The sequence below is a fragment of the Lysinibacillus mangiferihumi genome, from assembly GCF_003049665.1.
Lineage (GTDB): Bacteria > Bacillota > Bacilli > Bacillales_A > Planococcaceae > Lysinibacillus > Lysinibacillus mangiferihumi.
Genome location: NZ_PYWM01000010.1, coordinates 51,576 through 69,491, shown reverse-complemented (window position 1 = coordinate 69,491; position 17,916 = coordinate 51,576). Strand labels below are relative to the sequence as shown.

The 17,916-nt window shown below is 37.7% G+C and carries 17 protein-coding genes; 5 read left to right on the top strand and 12 right to left on the bottom strand.

All coding sequences use genetic code 11. The annotated features are described in order from the left end of the window. Positions 1–5: 5 nt before the first annotated feature. The 3 genes from C9J37_RS11415 to C9J37_RS11405 form a co-directional block, all read right to left on the bottom strand. Entirely contained in the window at positions 6–989 is a 984-nt protein-coding gene (locus tag C9J37_RS11415; protein WP_024363874.1) for a sensor histidine kinase, read from the bottom strand. Then, a complete protein-coding gene (locus tag C9J37_RS11410) occupies positions 989–1,693 on the bottom strand; it encodes a response regulator transcription factor (RefSeq protein WP_107895445.1) in 705 nt (234 codons plus the stop codon). Before C9J37_RS11410 ends, C9J37_RS11415 begins: the two co-directional genes overlap by 1 nt. Positions 1,694–1,912: 219 nt before the next feature. Further along, positions 1,913–2,905 carry a lipoate--protein ligase gene (locus C9J37_RS11405; RefSeq protein WP_107895444.1) on the bottom strand — a complete coding sequence of 331 codons (993 nt, stop codon included), beginning with the start codon at positions 2,903–2,905 and terminating at the stop codon, positions 1,913–1,915. A 142-nt stretch (positions 2,906–3,047) separates the two neighbouring features. Between C9J37_RS11405 and yhfH the strand changes: the two genes are divergently transcribed. Further along, on the top strand, positions 3,048–3,173 hold the full coding sequence (yhfH, locus tag C9J37_RS11400) for a protein YhfH (protein ID WP_069514604.1): 126 nt from the start codon (positions 3,048–3,050) through the stop codon (positions 3,171–3,173). A gap of 376 nt (positions 3,174–3,549) precedes the next feature. Here yhfH and C9J37_RS11395 read toward each other — a convergent pair whose 3' ends face one another. The 6 genes from C9J37_RS11395 to C9J37_RS11370 all read right to left on the bottom strand — a co-directional run bounded on the left by C9J37_RS11395 (position 3,550) and on the right by C9J37_RS11370 (position 10,081). Beyond that, positions 3,550–5,739, bottom strand: coding sequence for a YhgE/Pip family protein (locus tag C9J37_RS11395; protein WP_107895443.1), 2,190 nt, complete (start codon positions 5,737–5,739; stop codon positions 3,550–3,552). Between the two features lie 102 nt (positions 5,740–5,841). After that, positions 5,842–6,411 (bottom strand): TetR/AcrR family transcriptional regulator, encoded by a 570-nt coding sequence (locus tag C9J37_RS11390; RefSeq protein ID WP_024363870.1) that lies wholly within the window; start codon positions 6,409–6,411, stop codon positions 5,842–5,844. Between the two features lie 123 nt (positions 6,412–6,534). Beyond that, positions 6,535–7,044 carry a FixH family protein gene (locus C9J37_RS11385; RefSeq protein WP_107895442.1) on the bottom strand — a complete coding sequence of 170 codons (510 nt, stop codon included), beginning with the start codon at positions 7,042–7,044 and terminating at the stop codon, positions 6,535–6,537. 3 nt (positions 7,045–7,047) lie between these two features. Beyond that, complete coding sequence (locus C9J37_RS11380) at positions 7,048–8,436, bottom strand: sensor histidine kinase (RefSeq protein WP_107895441.1); 1,389 nt, start codon at positions 8,434–8,436, stop codon at positions 7,048–7,050. After that, positions 8,433–9,116, bottom strand: a complete 684-nt coding sequence (locus tag C9J37_RS11375; RefSeq protein WP_107895440.1) for a response regulator transcription factor — start codon at positions 9,114–9,116, stop codon at positions 8,433–8,435. The genes C9J37_RS11380 and C9J37_RS11375 overlap by 4 nt, the downstream gene beginning before the upstream one ends. Continuing rightward, entirely contained in the window at positions 9,113–10,081 is a 969-nt protein-coding gene (locus tag C9J37_RS11370) for a YncE family protein (protein WP_235617092.1), read from the bottom strand. Before C9J37_RS11370 ends, C9J37_RS11375 begins: the two co-directional genes overlap by 4 nt. Positions 10,082–10,441: 360 nt before the next feature. Between C9J37_RS11370 and C9J37_RS11365 the strand changes: the two genes are divergently transcribed. After that, entirely contained in the window at positions 10,442–11,002 is a 561-nt protein-coding gene (locus C9J37_RS11365; protein ID WP_107895439.1) for a hypothetical protein, read from the top strand. Between the two features lie 95 nt (positions 11,003–11,097). Further along, complete coding sequence (locus tag C9J37_RS11360) at positions 11,098–11,856, top strand: hypothetical protein (RefSeq protein ID WP_107895438.1); 759 nt, start codon at positions 11,098–11,100, stop codon at positions 11,854–11,856. A 578-nt stretch (positions 11,857–12,434) separates the two neighbouring features. On the opposite strand, the gene hemY is transcribed toward C9J37_RS11360, so the two are convergent. From hemY to hemE, 3 genes are all read right to left on the bottom strand, one after another. Next, positions 12,435–13,865 carry a protoporphyrinogen oxidase gene (gene hemY, locus C9J37_RS11355; RefSeq protein ID WP_107895437.1) on the bottom strand — a complete coding sequence of 477 codons (1,431 nt, stop codon included), beginning with the start codon at positions 13,863–13,865 and terminating at the stop codon, positions 12,435–12,437. Positions 13,866–13,879: 14 nt separating this feature from the next. Further along, positions 13,880–14,800, bottom strand: coding sequence for a ferrochelatase (hemH, locus tag C9J37_RS11350; protein ID WP_103977681.1), 921 nt, complete (start codon positions 14,798–14,800; stop codon positions 13,880–13,882). Between the two features lie 123 nt (positions 14,801–14,923). Continuing rightward, on the bottom strand, positions 14,924–15,976 hold the full coding sequence (hemE, locus tag C9J37_RS11345; protein ID WP_107895436.1) for a uroporphyrinogen decarboxylase: 1,053 nt from the start codon (positions 15,974–15,976) through the stop codon (positions 14,924–14,926). Positions 15,977–16,209: 233 nt separating this feature from the next. Here hemE and C9J37_RS11340 point away from each other — a divergent pair, with 233 nt between their 5' ends. Both C9J37_RS11340 and C9J37_RS11335 read left to right on the top strand, forming a co-directional pair. Beyond that, positions 16,210–16,725: an antibiotic biosynthesis monooxygenase family protein gene (locus C9J37_RS11340; protein ID WP_107895435.1), complete on the top strand. Its 516-nt coding sequence runs from the start codon at positions 16,210–16,212 to the stop codon at positions 16,723–16,725. Positions 16,726–16,747: 22 nt separating this feature from the next. Further along, a complete protein-coding gene (locus tag C9J37_RS11335; protein ID WP_107895434.1) occupies positions 16,748–17,908 on the top strand; it encodes an amidohydrolase in 1,161 nt (386 codons plus the stop codon). Positions 17,909–17,916: the final 8 nt, after the last annotated feature.

The window sequence follows — 17,916 nt, the reverse complement described above, 5'->3', positions numbered from 1 at the left end:
TCCCCCTAATTTGTAAATGTCACGGTGACAATCGTCCCTTTGCCTACTTCAGATGTAATGTCCAATTGATGCCCTAGTTTTCCGCAGATTTCCTTTGCTAAATACAAGCCCATACCTGTGGATTCTCCAGTTTTACGCCCATTTTCACCTGTAAAAAAGGCTTTGGTCACACGTGAAAGGTCCGAAGCAGGAATACCAATTCCTTCATCACAAATCGCTAACTGAATATGATCATCTTGTTTAATCGCAGACATCACGATTTTTTTATTCTCTTCAAATGTATATTTCACTGCGTTTGTTACAAATTGCCCGATGATAAATCGAAGCCACTTTGAATCACTTGCTACGATAATATCGTCCTCAATATGGATTTCTGGAAAAACACGATTCGTAATAAATAAACGTTTATTTTCATTAACAGTTGCAGTAACAATTGTTTTTAACGGAATTTGTTCGACTTGCATATCCTCTTCAAAATTTTCTAGACGTGCGTTAACAAGCACCATATCCAATCCTCTACGTAAGCGATCTATTTCTTCTTGCACATTCTTTTTATCGAGAGGGCGTTCATCCTGTAACAGCATCTCAATGACAGAAATAGGCGTTTTCATTTGATGTACCCATTGATTCATAAATTGATCGTGGCGCTTTTGGCTAGCATACAAGGAATGAAGCTCATGCTGATACAGTCGGTACAGTTCATGCATATATTTTTCTACTTGCACCGCTTCTGGTGTCTTGGCATTTTTTTGTAACACATCTTCCATTGATTTTGGAAGATGTAATATTTTACCCAAATAACTTTGGCGCATTAAATAACGAATAAGTAAAAAAGAGCATAGTAATACCAAGCTAATACTTACAGAATAAATAGCCGTATCGACGTTACGAAAGCCATCAAGCCAGTACAACACCATAATAAAACCGACTAAAATCAGTTGAAAAATAAAAAATGTTGCATAATCACGTAAAAATAATTTCCAGCCCATTACAGCTCACCCGCACTTAATATAAAACGATAGCCTGCTCCGCGAACAGTCTCAATTGTTGAGGCAATATGATAATCGGCTAGCTTCTTGCGAACACGTGTCATGTTCACATTTAACGTATTTTCATCGACAAATGCTTGATCGTCCCATAGCTCCTCTAGCAGTTGCTCACGTGTTACTACTTTGGGTGCATGGCCCATTAACAATTCTAAAATAATACATTCTTTTTTCTGTAATGGAATTTCTAAATCATTTTTGTGCAGCTCCATACGCTCTAAATGCAGTATAAGCTGTCCTTGTTTAATCGTCCGTTCTTCTTGTCTAGCGGCATATTCTCCATATGTACGACGCAAGTGACTACGGATTTTAGCGAGAACGATTTCGTAATTAAATGGCTTTGTAATAAAATCGTCACCCCCATTTTCAAGCGCAAAAATTTGATCCATTTCACCAGAACGCGCTGAAATGAAAATGATGGGACATGTTGTATGTTGACGTAGCTGACGACACCAGTAATAGCCGTCATACGCAGGTAAATTTATATCAAGCAAAACCATATGTGGATTAAAGGCTGTAAATTCTTCTATTAAGTGGTCAAATTCTTGAATCGTTTCCACTTCGTATTGATATTTCCTCAGTGTTTCTGCAAGCAATGATGCAATTTTCACATCATCCTCGACAATAAATATTCGATGCTTCTCCATAATGACACTCCTTTCTATCATATATTGTACCAAAAAAAGGCTACGCGCCCTAATTGCGCGTGCCCTATTTATTGTGAATATATTGGTAATTTCAAGTTCAACGGTTCCATCATGTTTAGACTTTAATTTTTCCACAGCATGACTGCCATCATATACACCAAGTTAGGCTAAAATATCTTTTTTAGGAAAAGGCATTAGCCAACTATTTTTTGTCTACTGTTAATAAATTAACTGTAAAAACTCTTCTGTAGAAATGCCACCAAAGTATGTTGGGATATTGATATCATCTAAAGACATCGCAATCGCAGCACGATCATAGTTTGTACCAACTAAGCGTTGCTCAACATCGGCAATATCGCCCACCCCGAAGAAATCACCGAAAATATGTGCTTCTTCGATAATGCCGTGGTTCACTTCTAGGCGGATATCAATCCCACCTGTAGGGAAGCGATGTGTTTTTTGAATATTAAAGCGAGGGGATTTCCCGTAGTTCCATTCCCAAGTTTGATAGCGTTCAGCAGATAATTGATGAATATTTGCCCAATCTTCTTCCGTTAGCTCATAATAACGAATGTTTTCTTCGCCACCGAAAATGGATTTTAAAATTTCTAAGCGGAATGCTTCAACGGTCATTTTATCCTTTAAAAACTCAGAAATATTTGCTACACGTGAACGAATGGATTTAATACCCTTTGATTCAATTTTATCTTTCTTTACTTTCAATGCAGATACAACTGCATCTATTTCTGTATCAAACAGTAATGTCCCATGACTAAACATACGGCCTTTAGTAGAAAACTGCGCGTTACCAGATACTTTACGTCCTTCAGCTAAAATATCATTACGACCCGATAACTCCGCATTTACGCCCATTTTTGCAAGCGCGTCGACAACTGGCTGTGTGAATTTTTTATAATTCATAAAGCTATCGCCATCGTCCTTCGTAATAAAGCTATAGTTCAAGTTTCCAAGGTCATGGTACACCGCACCTCCACCAGAAAGGCGGCGCACAACGATGATACCATTATCTTCAACATAATCTGTATTAATCTCTTCAATCGTATTTTGGTTCTTCCCAATAATAATAGATGGCTGATTTATGTAAAATAACAGCACCGGTTCCTTCTCTACATCCATTGTCTTTAGTAAATACTCCTCAATGGCAAGGTTAATGCGTGGATCATGAATCCCTTTATTATCAACGAAAATCATAGTCGTTTCCTCCTTCACAAAATATCCATATTTTATTTTAACGTAAATTAGGCATTTTGTGTTGACGAAACGCATCTGTTATAATACACTAGAAAATAATAAAACAGTAATAGTACAGATGAACTTAAAGGAGGAGTCCACAATGTTAGAAAACGTAGTTGAATTTTTCAAGAACTTACCTGCAAAACAATGCACAGAATGCGGTGAAAAGATCGAAGAACAAAGCGAATGCTACAGCAACACTTGTGAAAAATGTAACTGCCTATAAGCATTTGCCTATGCTGTAACGTCATTTCGTGCCCCACACGAACTAATAATGACACCACTCATCATACATTTATGATGAACCATTAATTAAATCTCTTACACTTACACAAAACAGCAGCTGATACGCTCATATCAGCTGCTGTTTTACATTTAAAATGAAATTGTTTGAGTGACTGGCACTAAGTAAAAATCCACGTAGACTCCTGCGGGAACAGCACAAGTTGTAAGACGCAACAAACCGCGCGACAGCGAGGGTTGCGGCTTACACTGTGCCCGCGGAAAGCGAAGTGGATTTTTACGATTTAGGAGCCTATATTATGCTAAGTGCCAAATTGTTTGAGTGCCAGTCACTAATTGTTTGAGTGACTGGCACTCGTTTAATTTTCTTCTGCTACTTTTGAGTAACGTTTTGTGTGTAATAACATGAAATAACCAAAAGTAATAACTAAGAACACAATTAGGTAGCCAAATAACATACCATAGTTTTGCCATAAATACGTCATGTCGCCTGTTGAGATGCTTGCTTTAAACGCTTGAACAGTATATGTCATTGGCAATAATTTATTGAATACTTGCAATGGTGATGGAATCAGTTCAAGTGGGAATGTACCCGCGCTTGTTGTAAGTTGTAAAATCAGTACAACAATGGCAATAAAACGACCTGGATCACCGAAAATAGAAACTAACATTTGAATTAAGGCTAGGAACACATAACTTGTTAGTAACGCCGTTAGTACAAAGTAACCTAAATTTTGTACTTCAAGACCTAAGCCCCATTTTACAATGGCTACTGTTAATAAAGTTTGCACTAAACCTACGAATGCAAGGACTGTCACTTTACTTGTAAACCATGATGCGCCATTTTTCGGACGAATTGCTGGTTCTACAAGTGGGAATACGATTGAAATTAGCAATGCTCCAACAAATAATCCAAGTGAAATAAAGTAAGGTGCGAAACCTGTACCATAGTTTGGAACATGGTTGATTGATTCTTTTTCTACTTCAACCGGACTACCAACCATATCATATGTGTCATTATTTGCATGTACTTCGTTTGCTTTTTCACTAGCTTCACCTAATTTGCTAGATAGTGTCGCTGTACCATCGGCAAGTTCAGTTGAACCATCAGCAAGTGTTGCAGAGCCTTCTGCTAACTCACCAGATTTTGAAGCAAGTGTTGAAGTACCTTTATTCAATGTTGTTGTACCACTCGCTAAGTCATTTAATCCTGAAGCTAATGTTTGTGAACCAGCAACAGCTGTGTTTACACCTGCATGTAATTCACCTAGTTTACTAGCAAGAGTGGCATTACCAGCTTGAAGGCTTTGTGCACCTTGAACTAGTTCATTGCTTTTTGCTGCTAATGCATTTGCACCAGCTAAAACATCTTTTTGACCTGCAGCAATTTGTGATGCACCACCGCTAACTTGGTTAGCACCAGCTTGTAATTTTTCAGTACCTGCTGCTAATGCATTTAAACCGTTGTGCACATTGGTACTACCAGCTTGTAACTCAGCTAACGTTTGCTTTAAAGCAGCGGCTTGCTCTGCTGGCATTGCATCAATTGTGCTGTTTAGCTGTGCTGTTAGAGCCGCAATACCTGCTTCCACTTGTGCAGAACCATTAGATAACTGATTTGCTGAACTGTTTAGCTTACCAGCATTTTCAGCAACTGATGTTGCACCAGCAATAATTTGCTGTTGTTTTTCAGTTATTGTTGTAAGGCCTGCTTCTACTTTCGCTACACCTTGTGTGTATTGAGATAGACCTTGTTGAAGACTTGTTGCACCTGCAGCTGCCTGCTGTGCACCTTGCTGTAACTGCACTGTACCATTCTCTAATTTCACAAGACCAGTTGATAAGTCGTTAGCACCCGTAGCCGCTTTCGCTGCACCTTTGGTAATTTTATCTGTACCATCAGAAAGTTCAATTGTGCTAGAAGCTAATTGCTCTAAGTATCCTTTTAAATCTTTCGCTCCATTTGCTACCTTTTGAGCGCCTTCGTCTAACTTAACAGAACCATCAGCTGCTTCTGTAAAGCCATCTCCCATTGTGGCAATAGAATCAAATAATTTTTCTGCATACGTAGCAGAAACTTGCGTATTTACTTCCGCACGAATGCGATCCATTGCTGTTTCGCCAATTTGTGCTCCTAAGAAGTTCAAGCCTTCATTCGGAATATAATTCATTACTAATTTAGAAGGTTTGTCATCAAGTAAAGTCGTAGCATGCTCTGAGAAATTTGTTGGGATTTCTAAAATCATGTAATAGTCTCGACCATTTAATCCTTTTTCTGCTTCTTCTTTTGACACTTCTATAAAGTCAAATTGCTTACTATCGACGAGTTTATCGACTAAGGTATTCCCTAAGTCTAACTTCACTCCATCCATTTCTGCACCCTTATCATCATTAACAATCGCTACCGGCAAATTAGACATACCTGCATATGGATCCCAAAACGCCCATAAAAACATGCCTGCATACATGACCGGAATAAATAGGACAGCGATTATTGAAACAAGCATTTTTCTTGTTTTAAGGATTTTCAGCCATTCAGCTTTAATCATATTTTTTCTCACTCCTATACTAGTTGACCGAAAACGTCATTTGGTCATTTTACTGCAAAAAAATCGCAAACTTCACCATGTGTAAAATTTGTAGATTTTTTCTTAAAGAACGAGCCCTCGAAAGATTGTCTCCTTAAAAAGATTTAGTATCTTTTCTTCTGGAATCATGTCGCCATGTAGCTCATGCCAATCTACTACGAACGCTAAATACGCTTTTAATAACAGGTAACTTACTAACTCTGCATCACAATCTCGAATTTCACCTTTATCAATTCGTCGTTGAATTAATGTTGCCATATAAGATAATATTTCAGACTCAATGCGAATTAGAACTTGTTTGACCGCTGGCGTACGTAATTCTTTTTCTTCTTCTATTAACTTCGCAAATAAAAGATGCTTCTCACGGAACTGTAGCATTTTCATTAAAGCATGATGCGCATTATCCATAAAGCTTGCTGATACATCCAACACTGCATCCGCTTCCGCCTTCATCTCACGTACAAGTGACATCGCAATCTCTTGAAATAAAATTTCTTTATTTGCAAAGAATGTATAAATCGTTCCTTTACCGACATTCGCAATTTTCGCCACTTGTTCCATCGTCGTTGCCTTGTAGCCAAACAACGTAAATGATTTTGCAGCTGCTTCAATAATTTCCTGCCTACGATCCATTTGTGACATCCTTTCCTGTTAAGTTATGTACACCTTTTGTACACTGAAATTAAATAATGACCAGAAAACCATTTCGGTCATCTGGTCATTATAATATTCCTATTTTAAAAATAATGCAAGCTTTTAATGATGATTTTTTTCATTTTCTTGTTGCTCTGTGTCCTCTGATGAATCTGTACCTTGATTTGGCATGTTCATATTGGCTTTTTCATCTTCTTGAATTACTTTTGTCATATCAGGTGTACCAGCAGTAATTTGCTGTTTCGGCATATTATGAATGCCATTAGCTGTAGTATGAGCAAACATATAATATACGCCGTCATGATCGAATGTTGTCTGGGCTTTATAGACGCCATCTTTCTCTAATTTACCTTCTAACATTTGACCTTCATCGCGTTTACCTGATTCCCACACTTCGAATTCTACGATTGCATCATCAATATTTTTTTCACCTTGGGTAACGTGAGCAGCTAGCTCGACCGGAGCATTAATTGCTACTTCTTTTGACGTTAATATTTCTACTTCCAACATTTGAGGCTCCTCTAATGTGGAAGTTGTAGCCGGTTCTTTCTTTTCCCCACACCCAACTAATAATGCGGGTACAGCTAACAATGTCAAAATCCACTTCTTCATGTTCTATTCCTCCATTAACGGCATCGTAATCTTTACTGTTGTACCTTTATCTAATTCACTTTCGATTTCAATTTTACCATGTAACTGCTTTAATAATTGTTCCACTATAGATAGACCTAAGCCACTGCCACCATCTGCACGACTACGCGCTTTATTAACACGATAGAAACGCTCTGTCACATGCGATAAATCTTCCAGCGGTATACCGATGCCATCATCCTTTATCGTAATAAGTGCATGCCCATTATTTTCGACTGCCACAATGTCCACTGTTGACTGTTCATAAGAGTAATTAATAGCATTTTCGATAATGTTAATAAATATTTGCTTAAGCTTCACTTCATCCGCTTTGACAATTAGTTCATCATCTACATTAAGATGCAACGTAATATTCTTTTTTTGAGCTTGATGCATTAAAATTTTTCGTACTTCTCGTAATGTTTCTGCAAGTGGAATCGGATAAAGGGCAATATCCTTCTGTTCGTTTTCCATTCGAGCAAGTTGAAGAAGCTCATTTGTTAAACGTTCCATACGATTTGCTTCTCGCACGATCAACTGAATGGTCTCTTGTTTTTGCTCTTCTGCAATAATACCATTTTGCATTGCTTCACTATACCCTTTTACATAGCTAATAGGTGTTCGTAATTCATGAGAAACAGTTGCTAAAAATGTTTTTTGTACTTCATCTTCACGTTGTATAGCCTCCGCCATGCCGTTAAAAGTGCTGGATAGTTTACCTATTTCATCACTAGATTTAACCGGCACTCGTGTTTCATAATGACCATACGACATTTGCTCCACTGCTATTTGTAAGTTATTTAATGGCCGCATAATACGTTGAATACCTTTATATACAAAGAAGCTCATCACAATCAAAAAGACAAATGCGCTCAAAAATAAGAAAATGACTTCTTGGCTTGCTAACTCACTGATTTTTGCTAATGGGAAGTAAATATAAATAATGCCCTCTAACCTGTTTTGATCTACTAATGGCAGAACAACTGAAATAAGTTGCCGATCGAACCGAGGCTCATAGCCAATCTTTTGCACATAATTACCTTCTAGCAATTGTTGCCGTTCTTCTGCACCTATCAATGTTTCATAATCAATATCAAACGGAACACATGCACTAAGTTCACGTGGATTTCTAACAGCAAAAATATTTAAATTAGAATAATTATTATAATGTTCAATATCAGCAATAAATTCATCTGTCACTTTGCCACTCGTATACATTGTTTGTAACTTTGTACCGACCTCGATCATCATGCTTTCTGTATCTTCCACATAAAGCTGTTCATATAAAAAATCAGTCAGTACATACATAAAAACAACTGTAATAATCAAAAATGCAAATATTAGTAGCCAAATACGTGTGGAAATCTTTTTCATTCGCCAGGGTCAAAGCGGTAGCCTACTCCCCAAACGGTTTGAATATACCCTGCCGCTTCCTTTCCAAGCTTCAAGCGTAATGTTTTTATATGGGTATCAACCGTCCTTGTTCCCCCTAAATAATCTATATCCCAAATACGCTCTAACAATTGTTCACGTGAATAGGCATTGCCTGGATTTTTCATAAATAAATGTAATAATTCAAATTCCTTTAAAGTTAACGGGATTACTTTCCCTTCAACTGAAACTTTCCGAGAAATCTCATCTAATTTAATGGACCCAAAGACAACAATATTTTGCTGCAAATCGGTTATATTAGAACCACTTCTTCTTAATACAGCATGCATTCGTGCCACTAGTTCATCATTTGTAAACGGCTTTACGATATAATCATCTCCACCGAGTGTCAGACCCTTTACTTTATCCTCATTCGCATCTCGTGCCGTTAAGAAAATTACAGGAACATTCGACATCGCACGAATACTTTGACAAACTGTAAAACCATCTTCATGCGGCATCATCACATCTAATAGAACTAAGTCGATTTTTTCCCGCACAATAATATCGTACGCCTCAGTTCCATTTGCAGCTGTAAAGGTCTCGAACTTGGAATTATTGAGCATCATTTCGATTAAATTACGCATATCTTGCTCATCATCAACAATTAATACCGTTGTCACTTTTCTTCCTCCCTTACTAACAGTTGAAATGCACCTTTACCAACATCAACTGTTTTTTGTACCTGACCGTCTTTTATAAAATATAATGTGTGGTCGTCATAGCCAGCTACAACAATATAATTCTTAAACTGATTTACAACAAATGGGTTGGCCCCTACCTCTTTATGCCATTTCACTGTACCATTAAAATCCACGACATATAATTCATTATGACCATGGCTGACCACTAACACATTATCTTTCGTCTTTGTTAAACCTACTGGCATTAAAGGCATTTCTATTTGACCATGAACAGCACCCGTTGTAAGATCATAACGTTTCACCGAACTATTCGGTTTGCTTCCTTCACCGTGTCCACCAATCCATAACTCATTTGTCTCTTCAATAATGACAATCCCATGTGACGATTTTTCTATTGGCCACTGTTGTTCTATCGCTAAATCTTTAATGGATAACACTGATAGTTTCGTGTCTTTATAGTTCACCACATAAAGCTTATCTTTATACGTTGCCATCGACATCGGATAATTGCCAAGCCGCTGTGAAGCAAGTTCATTGCCTTCCACATCAAAGCTTGTCACTGTATTCATCTTACTATTCGTAACAAAAAATTGTTTGAACTTCGGCGCATAATACACATTGGTCGTGCCAATTTCTACTTTTTTTGAATAGAGCTTTTTACCTGTCGAAAGTGCAAAAACATCTATTTCATCTAATTGATGACCATATAGTAAAATTTGGTCCTTATCGAGGAGTATTGCGCCTGTATACGCTTTGTCAAATGTCCAAGATGCAAAAACTCCACCCTGATCATCAATAAAATCAAGGGATGGTTCTTGAATATTGAGAGACGCTATAAAATGCTGATTACGTTCAATCGGCTCAAAAGATTTCTCTGTACACCCTGCTAACCAAATAATTTGTATAAAAGAAAAAATGAAGAATGCCCATTTTTTCAAAATCATCACCTCTGCCCTCTAACTATACTTCACATTTGTGAAATCTGCGTGAAACTTGAAAGGTAAATTTATGACACATTGCTAGCTGATAACAGCGCGTGTTTACTATCAATAGCAAAAGACTTTATCGTAAGAAGGAATCACATTATGGTAACCATTAGTTTATGTATGATTGTTATAAGGAAGTCTTTTTTATCTCCTAAGCTCCTAGCGTGCAAAATCTTGCATATTGTGGACCTATTCTCCATTATCGCTAAACACATATTTTGTAAACATTGTTTATGTATGAAAATTTTGGAATTTGGTGATACAATAGTTCATAGTGCAGTCTAAAGATATAAAAAAATATATAAGGTGGTTTTGAATTTGAAGAAGCTTATATACTCAGGACTAACGGCAGCCATGGTATTATCGATGGGGACTTCTGCTACGCTTGCAACAGAAAACATACCAACTGATACAGATGACATTGAAATAAAAAGCATTGAGGTACCATTAGATGATGTACTAGATGCGTACGCAACTAATCCGTCGAAAACAAGTATACTATCTAAGGATTTCGCTACATCAACAGGACAAACAGGGAAAATTAAATCTATCGGTCAATCCATTGATTTAACCAAAGTGATCCCTGATGATTCAAAAGTAGTCAGCATCACGATTTATTGTCCAACTAATATAACAGTCACACAATCAAAATATACATCGATTGACAACTATCTTATTAGCAATGGTAGTGGTTCACCAGTTGCTGTAAAGTTCCAAAAGACCGATAAGCCTACATCTACTAGCAAAACAACAGCCTTTAAGGATGCAAAAGCCAATACTAATTGGTTCGTCCAAATAGAAGGAAATATTCTTATGCAGCATACAGGCATGGATGGGTTCACTGTAATGGGTAGTACAATGATTGTAGAATATAAATAACTTTTTAAAACTGCACTAGATATTAATCTATACTCTAGACATCCACTTTTTAATAACTACTTATCATTTCTATTCGAAGGCGGTGGAATATAATTATGAAAATCACTACTTTATCGCAAATACAATCTAAACCCATATACAAAACGAATACAAATTACGAGAAAAAAGACGACCAATCCCGGTTGGCAGAAAAATACGAATTTCAAAAAGAAAATCCAAATACTTCCCCCTCATTATGGAACTATACAAAAAATGAAGTCGGTAAGACATCGCATATAAATACAGTTTCATTAGGTCTGAATAGTTTATATACACCTAATTGGAATGTGATACCGACAAAAGGTATGAAGATTCCTTCACAGGATGAGTTAATAAACCAAATTAAAGCAGTAGCTACTAGAACTGCAATCGCTGCAAAATCTGCACTAAGAAATGCTGATGAAAGCACAGCAATTAATATACAAATTGAAAAATTACTGGCACAATATATTTCACCAGTATCTCCAGATCGAAAAACACTACATCAACAGGCCATGAATGCCATAAAAAAACATGGATCTGAAAATAGGATGCTACCCTTGGGAGAACGGTCACTTGTTGATTATTTAAACAAAAAGGATAACATTACTATAGAAACCAATAAACCACTATCAGGTGGTGGTATTGTTAGTGCAACTATGAATTCTTTAGGTGGTTATGACTATGATGTAACCATCGCAGGACATACATTACTAGAAAGTGTTAATGGAAAATGGCATTATGGTTTAACACCAGCAGAATCGATTAAAAAGAAGGAATTTTATCAAATATATTGGTCATTTGTAGATGAAGCAAAAAAGGAATTGAAAGATTAGAAATAGACAATAACTGCAAGAACTAACCTCTTGCAGTTATTGTCTTTTCATCTGCATAATTTGATATTTATTTAGCTATATAAAGTCCTCTTTCACAATCGCAATTTCATAGGCAGTGAAACGATAAACCTCTCTTAAAATTCTCTCAAAATTAACGTGCTGTATATCCAAAATGACCCGACAGCCACTTTATGATTATTCAAACTAGTAATTATGCTTTAAACAAATACTTAAAAAAACATCCTATCAAGAAAAAAGTAGCTGGGACATAAGAGAAAAAGTGTTAGATTGAACCTAATCAATCTAACACTTTTTTGCTATGCCGTTGTTGTCCGCTACGACGGTGCTTTCCGCTCAGCACAGTAAGCCGCAACCCTCTGCTTGCGCGCAGAATGCCCGCGTCTAACATTATGTGCTGTTCTGAGCTGGAGTCACCTCCTTCGCTACCAACAACTAGTGAACACTTCTAATTTTTTTTTTTTGCAAAAGCAAGAATAGCTAAGGTCTCCATATAGCAAAAATTTATGAACAGCTTTCCTCTATTCCTTAAATTTTTCTAGTTATGTCCCAGCCTCCTTTTACTGTTCCTGTTTAAAAATATCACTTAAAACTTCATTTGCCACTTTACAGCCTTGCTCTACACACTCCGGAATTGAAATTCCCTCAAAAGAGCTGCCTGCAAGTTTTACTGTTGGAAAGTGTTGATAAAGTTCTTCCTTTACACGAGCAATTTTAGCTTCATGTCCAACAGTATATTGTGGCATAGCGTTTTTCCAACGAGAGACAACGGTTGTCACGGGTTCACCGTCTAGCCCTATTGTATTCTTTAAATCTTGTAATACTGTCTTTTCAATCTCTGAATCAGATAAGGCAACGATTGTTTCATCACCGACACGACCAATATAACTACGTAATAATACATAGCCTTCAGGGGTAGTATTCGGCCATTTTCGATTAATCCACGTACAAGATGTTATTGAAAAATCACTATTTCTAGAGACAAAAAACGAAAGTGCATCTAAGTCTCCAAGTTGCTCTTTTTTAAATGCCATCGTCACTGTAGCAATAGTTGCGGCTTTCATCGTATTTAACTCTGTCAAAAGCTGATGCTTACTAAACATCTTTTGTGCCACATTAAATGGCGTTGCGATTATAATTGCATCTGCTGTTATATGCGAAAAATTATTTAGGACGACTTGCACAGCACCATCTTTACCATGATCAATTTGTTCTACTTTCGCACCCTTCATAACTGTCCCTGGAAGTAGAGATTCTTCTAACTTTTCGATCAGTGTCTCAAGTCCATTTTCAAAGGTTTGAAAAATCCCCTTATCCTTTGTTATCTGATTGTAACTTAAAAAATTTGTACCTGATTTCTTCATACCGAAGAGCAAACTGCGATATTTTTGCTCCAATTCGTAAAGCTGTGGAAATATAGAGCGCATACTTAGCTGTTCAATATCCCCTGCAAATGTTCCTGCAAGTAAAGGTTCCACTAGGTTTTCTACAACCTCTGCGCCAAATCTCCTTCGAAAAAACTCCCCTAATGGTTGGTCGTCAACCCGTGCAGAACGCGGGAGAATAAAATCTCCCGCTGCACGAATTTTTCCACTAAGTGAAAACAAACCAGATGTAATGAATGACGAGATATGTGGCGTTGCTCCTGACATCAGACTGCTCGGAATAGGGTACAATTTACTTCCTACAGCTACATAAGTTGGGCCCGAATCTCCAGTGATCATCTCATGTTCAATACTAAGCTCTTTTGCCAGTGCTTGCACATGACTTTCACGATCGAAAAAGGATTCTGGTCCACGCTCGATAATAAAGCCGTCTTTTCTAAGCGTTTGGATTTTTCCGCCAAGACGTAATGACGACTCGACAAGTACGATATCTACCGGCAATTCTTTTGTACGCGCTTGTTTTTGCATATAGAACGCAGCTGTAAGGCCTGTAATGCCACCGCCAACAACAACTACCTTTCGTCTTTTTTGAGTCACCAACATCATCACTTTCTTTTCGCTTAGCTTAATTTTTTATGAATTGCATCTACCATCGCATCAATAAATAATGGATGTGTATTTGGCATTGCAGGACGATAATAGTTAGCACCTAACTCATCGCAAACAACTTTACATTCATAATCGTTATCGTAAAGTACCTCTAAATGTTCTGTTACAAACCCTACTGGTGTGTAAACAAATGAACGGTACCCCTTTTGCTCATAAAGATCACGTGTTAAATCTTGCACATCTGGACCAAACCATGGCTCTGGTGTTTGTCCTGCTGATTGCCAGCCCACTTCTACATTTTTCACACCCGTAGCTTCTTGTATTAAGCGAGCTGTTTCAATTAATTGGTCTTCGTAAGGATCGCCTAGTTCTTTAATTTTTACTGGAAGTGAATGCGCTGATACGATTAAGCAAGCCTTCTCGCGTTCTTCAGCAGACATAGCATCGAATGTTTCGTTCACTTTCTCCTTCCAATATTCAATAAACTTAGGCTCATCATACCAAGACTCAACAGACGTAATTGTTAGGCGGTCACCTGCTGTTTCCGCTGCGCGGCCATTGTATGATTTAATAGAGAATGTTGAAAAATGTGGTGCTAAGACGATTGATACGGCTTCTTTAATGCCCGCAGCGACCATTTCCTCCACTGCATCCTCAATAAACGGATGAATATGCTTTAAACCAATAAATAGCTTGTATTCTACCTCATCTTGCACTTCATTTAAACGTGCACACAAAGCTTCAGCCTGTGCTTCTGTTGCAGCAGCCAGTGGTGATAAACCACCAATCGCCTCATAGCGACTGCGTAAATCTTCTAAATGCTCGTCAGACGGTTTACGCCCATGACGAATATGTGTGTAGTACGGTTCAATATCTTCTTCTTTATAGGGTGTACCATATGCCATCACTAATAAACCTTTAACTTTTTTCATAGTCCTTTTCACCTCTAAATAATAGTTAAGCTATATTTTTTGTATGATTTCTATACGTTAACAACAACTACATCAAAAGAAGTGTAATCGTTTAGTTAAATTTACTTTTTACTTACACTTACTTTACGAATGTGCTTGAATTTGTTGGGCACTATATTCATGAATAAGTGTTGTTAAACGTTTTAATACTGCTGGATCAACCTCTGGGAATACACCATGGCCTAAATTAAAGATATGACCTGGCACCTCTAAGCCTTGATCGATAATATCTTTTGTTCGTTTTTCAATTACTGACCAATCAGCAAGTAATAATGAAGGATCTAAGTTTCCTTGTACTGGTTTTGTTATACCTTTTGCGCGCGCTTCTTTAATTGGTAAGCGCCAATCTAAGCCTACTACATCGATTGGTAAATCATGCCATTCTTTTACTAAATGGCTTGCACCTACACCGAATTGAATAAGTGGTACATTTTCTTTTTTTAACTCGCCGAAAATACGTGTCATAACAGGTTTAATGAAGACACGATAGTCTTCCACACTTAAAGCACCTACCCATGAGTCAAATATTTGGATCGCTTTAGCACCTGCTTCTACTTGTGCAGAAACGTCCGCAATAATCATATCTGCTAATTTATCCATTAGCGCAAACCATGCTTGTGGTTCTGAAACCATAAATGATTTTGTTTTATTATAGTTTTTAGAAGGTCCGCCTTCAATCATATAGCTCGCTAATGTAAATGGCGCTCCTGCAAAACATATTAATGGCACATGAAGTTGTTCTTCTGTTAGTAATTTTATTGTCTCTAATACGAAAGGTGTATGTTCCTTTGCATTGAACTCACCTAATTTTTCCACGTCTGTTGCTGAGCGAATTGGATTAGAAATAACTGGGCCTACACCCGCTTTAATTTTCACATCTATACCGATACCTGGTAGTGGCGTTACGATATCTTTATATAAAATTGCAGCGTCCACATTGTAGTTTTCTACCGGCAAACGTGTTACATACGCACAAAGCTCAGGTTGATGTGTAATTTCCTCTAATGAATATTTTTCTTTAATTGCACGATATTCTGGCTGAGAACGACCTGCCTGTCGCATATACCAGACCGGTGTATGTTCAGTCCTTTCTCCTTTTGCAGCACGTAGAAGTGTATCATTAAAAAGTGTTGTCATTGATTATTTCCTTCCCCTCGATGAAATTCAAATCTTAAAAAATCACTTGTTTATTCCATTATTATTGATATCCGTTTTCAATAGTAAACGCTTCCTCTGCTATTGTATAGTTTTCCTCATGAAATGTCATAAAATTGTTCTTTCTACGCGCCTTCTTTTTTGACAAAGCATTCGACTTGCACTTAAATGGAGTTAATCACGCAATTTTAGCTATTCATAAGGAGGGCAAAATAATGTATATTTATTTAACTTCTGGCACAGGAGAATTTATGGAACAGGTGAAAAATAAGTACCCTGATGAGCAAATGATTTTATTGCACGGAGAAGGAAATTCTGTGCTTATACATGAAACAGAAGGAAAATCTGTTTTTGCAACGCCACGTAAATTCGAAGTATTGGATTCTGTAAACGAATTAGAAGAACGCGGCTTCTTTGTCTTCAACAATATTCCCGTTACTGATGAAGGTCGTCCTGTATTTGAACATCGTTTTTTAAATCGCGCACGTGCAATTGAAGACGAGCCTGGTTTTGTGGCGTTCCGACTACTACGTCCATTGAATGGTGACACGTATATTGTCATGACACAATGGAATGGACCACACTCATTTGAAGCATGGAAAAGCTCACAAGCTTATAAAACAGCTCATGCCCAACGTGAAGAGCCGACTGGCATGCGACAACAAAATATTTTTTCTGCCGCTTCCTATGTTTCAACATATAGTGTTGCCCCTCAAGAAGAAGAGGCTTAATTTTTAAAAGGAGCACTTATTTATGAATCAACAATTACTCGAAAAAATTGATGCTCATTTTGAAGAAATGGTGGCGATTCGCCGCCATCTACATATGCATCCAGAACTAAGCTTCCAAGAACAAGAAACAGCCAATTATATTATGCAATATTATCAAAAGCTCGGTGTCCCTGTTGAACCAAATGTTAGCGGCTACGGACTAATCGCGCGCATTAAAGGGAACAAACCTGGTAAAAGAATTGCCTTACGTGCAGATTTTGATGCACTTCCTATCCAAGATGAAAAGGACGTCCCTTACAAATCGACAGTAGCTGGTGTTATGCATGCTTGTGGTCATGATGGGCATACCGCTACATTATTAATCATAGGAAAACTTTTATGGGAAATGCGCGATGACTTAGCAGGAGAATATGTGCTGATTCATCAACATGCTGAAGAAGCCGATCCAGGTGGTGCTATCGGTATGGTACAAGCAGGTGCACTGAACGGGGTTGATGCTATATTTGGAACACACCTATCATCCAATCATCCAACGGGTATGATTGGCTACCGGGTTGGTCCATTAATGGCAGCAGTTGATAGTTTTGAACTGAAAATTCAAGGTAAAGGTGGCCATGGCGCACACCCTCATCAAACAAAAGACGCTATTGTGATTGGCTCCCAACTTGTTATGAACTTGCAACAACTTGTGGCACGCCGTGTAGCGCCAACTGAGTCAGCAGTTCTTACAGTTGGCTCATTCGTTGCTTCGAATGCTGATAACATTATTGCAGATACAGCCTATTTAAATGGCACAATCCGTACTTTTGACAAAGAGGTACGTGAAACGATGGAACGTGAATTTAAACGGGTTGTACATGGCACTGAAATTGCTCAAGATTGCACGATAGAACTTGATTACCGTCGAGGCTATCCTGCAATTGTCAATCATGAAAAAGAAACATGTTTTATTCGAGATATCGCGCAAGATATTTGCGATGTTGTTGAAATACCAGCTACAATGGGCGGTGAAGATTTCGCTTACTACTTAGAGGAAAAGCCAGGGACATTTTTCTTCACAGGAGCAGCTCCTACTGAATATGCACCACATCATCATCCAAAATTTGATATTGATGAAAAAGGTATGCTTGTCGCAGCAAAAGTTATGTTAAACGCTGCCCTCGAATATCAATATGTCAAATAAACAAAAAG

What these genes read in the sequence shown, in the direction of transcription:
- hemE (WP_107895436.1), bottom strand. Translation starts at nt 15,976, where the DNA reads ATGACAACACTTTTTAATGATACACTTCTACGTGCTGCAAAAGGAGAA.
- C9J37_RS11380 (WP_107895441.1), bottom strand. Translation starts at nt 8,436, where the DNA reads ATGAAAAAGATTTCCACACGTATTTGGCTACTAATATTTGCATTTTTG.
- C9J37_RS11370 (WP_235617092.1), bottom strand. Translation starts at nt 10,081, where the DNA reads ATGATTTTGAAAAAATGGGCATTCTTCATTTTTTCTTTTATACAAATT.
- C9J37_RS11385 (WP_107895442.1), bottom strand. Translation starts at nt 7,044, where the DNA reads ATGAAGAAGTGGATTTTGACATTGTTAGCTGTACCCGCATTATTAGTT.
- C9J37_RS11360 (WP_107895438.1), top strand. Translation starts at nt 11,098, where the DNA reads ATGAAAATCACTACTTTATCGCAAATACAATCTAAACCCATATACAAA.
- C9J37_RS11390 (WP_024363870.1), bottom strand. Translation starts at nt 6,411, where the DNA reads ATGGATCGTAGGCAGGAAATTATTGAAGCAGCTGCAAAATCATTTACG.
- hemH (WP_103977681.1), bottom strand. Translation starts at nt 14,800, where the DNA reads ATGAAAAAAGTTAAAGGTTTATTAGTGATGGCATATGGTACACCCTAT.
- C9J37_RS11405 (WP_107895444.1), bottom strand. Translation starts at nt 2,905, where the DNA reads ATGATTTTCGTTGATAATAAAGGGATTCATGATCCACGCATTAACCTT.
- C9J37_RS11395 (WP_107895443.1), bottom strand. Translation starts at nt 5,739, where the DNA reads ATGATTAAAGCTGAATGGCTGAAAATCCTTAAAACAAGAAAAATGCTT.
- C9J37_RS11340 (WP_107895435.1), top strand. Translation starts at nt 16,210, where the DNA reads ATGTATATTTATTTAACTTCTGGCACAGGAGAATTTATGGAACAGGTG.
- C9J37_RS11410 (WP_107895445.1), bottom strand. Translation starts at nt 1,693, where the DNA reads ATGGAGAAGCATCGAATATTTATTGTCGAGGATGATGTGAAAATTGCA.
- C9J37_RS11415 (WP_024363874.1), bottom strand. Translation starts at nt 989, where the DNA reads ATGGGCTGGAAATTATTTTTACGTGATTATGCAACATTTTTTATTTTT.
- C9J37_RS11335 (WP_107895434.1), top strand. Translation starts at nt 16,748, where the DNA reads ATGAATCAACAATTACTCGAAAAAATTGATGCTCATTTTGAAGAAATG.
- hemY (WP_107895437.1), bottom strand. Translation starts at nt 13,865, where the DNA reads ATGATGTTGGTGACTCAAAAAAGACGAAAGGTAGTTGTTGTTGGCGGT.
- yhfH (WP_069514604.1), top strand. Translation starts at nt 3,048, where the DNA reads ATGTTAGAAAACGTAGTTGAATTTTTCAAGAACTTACCTGCAAAACAA.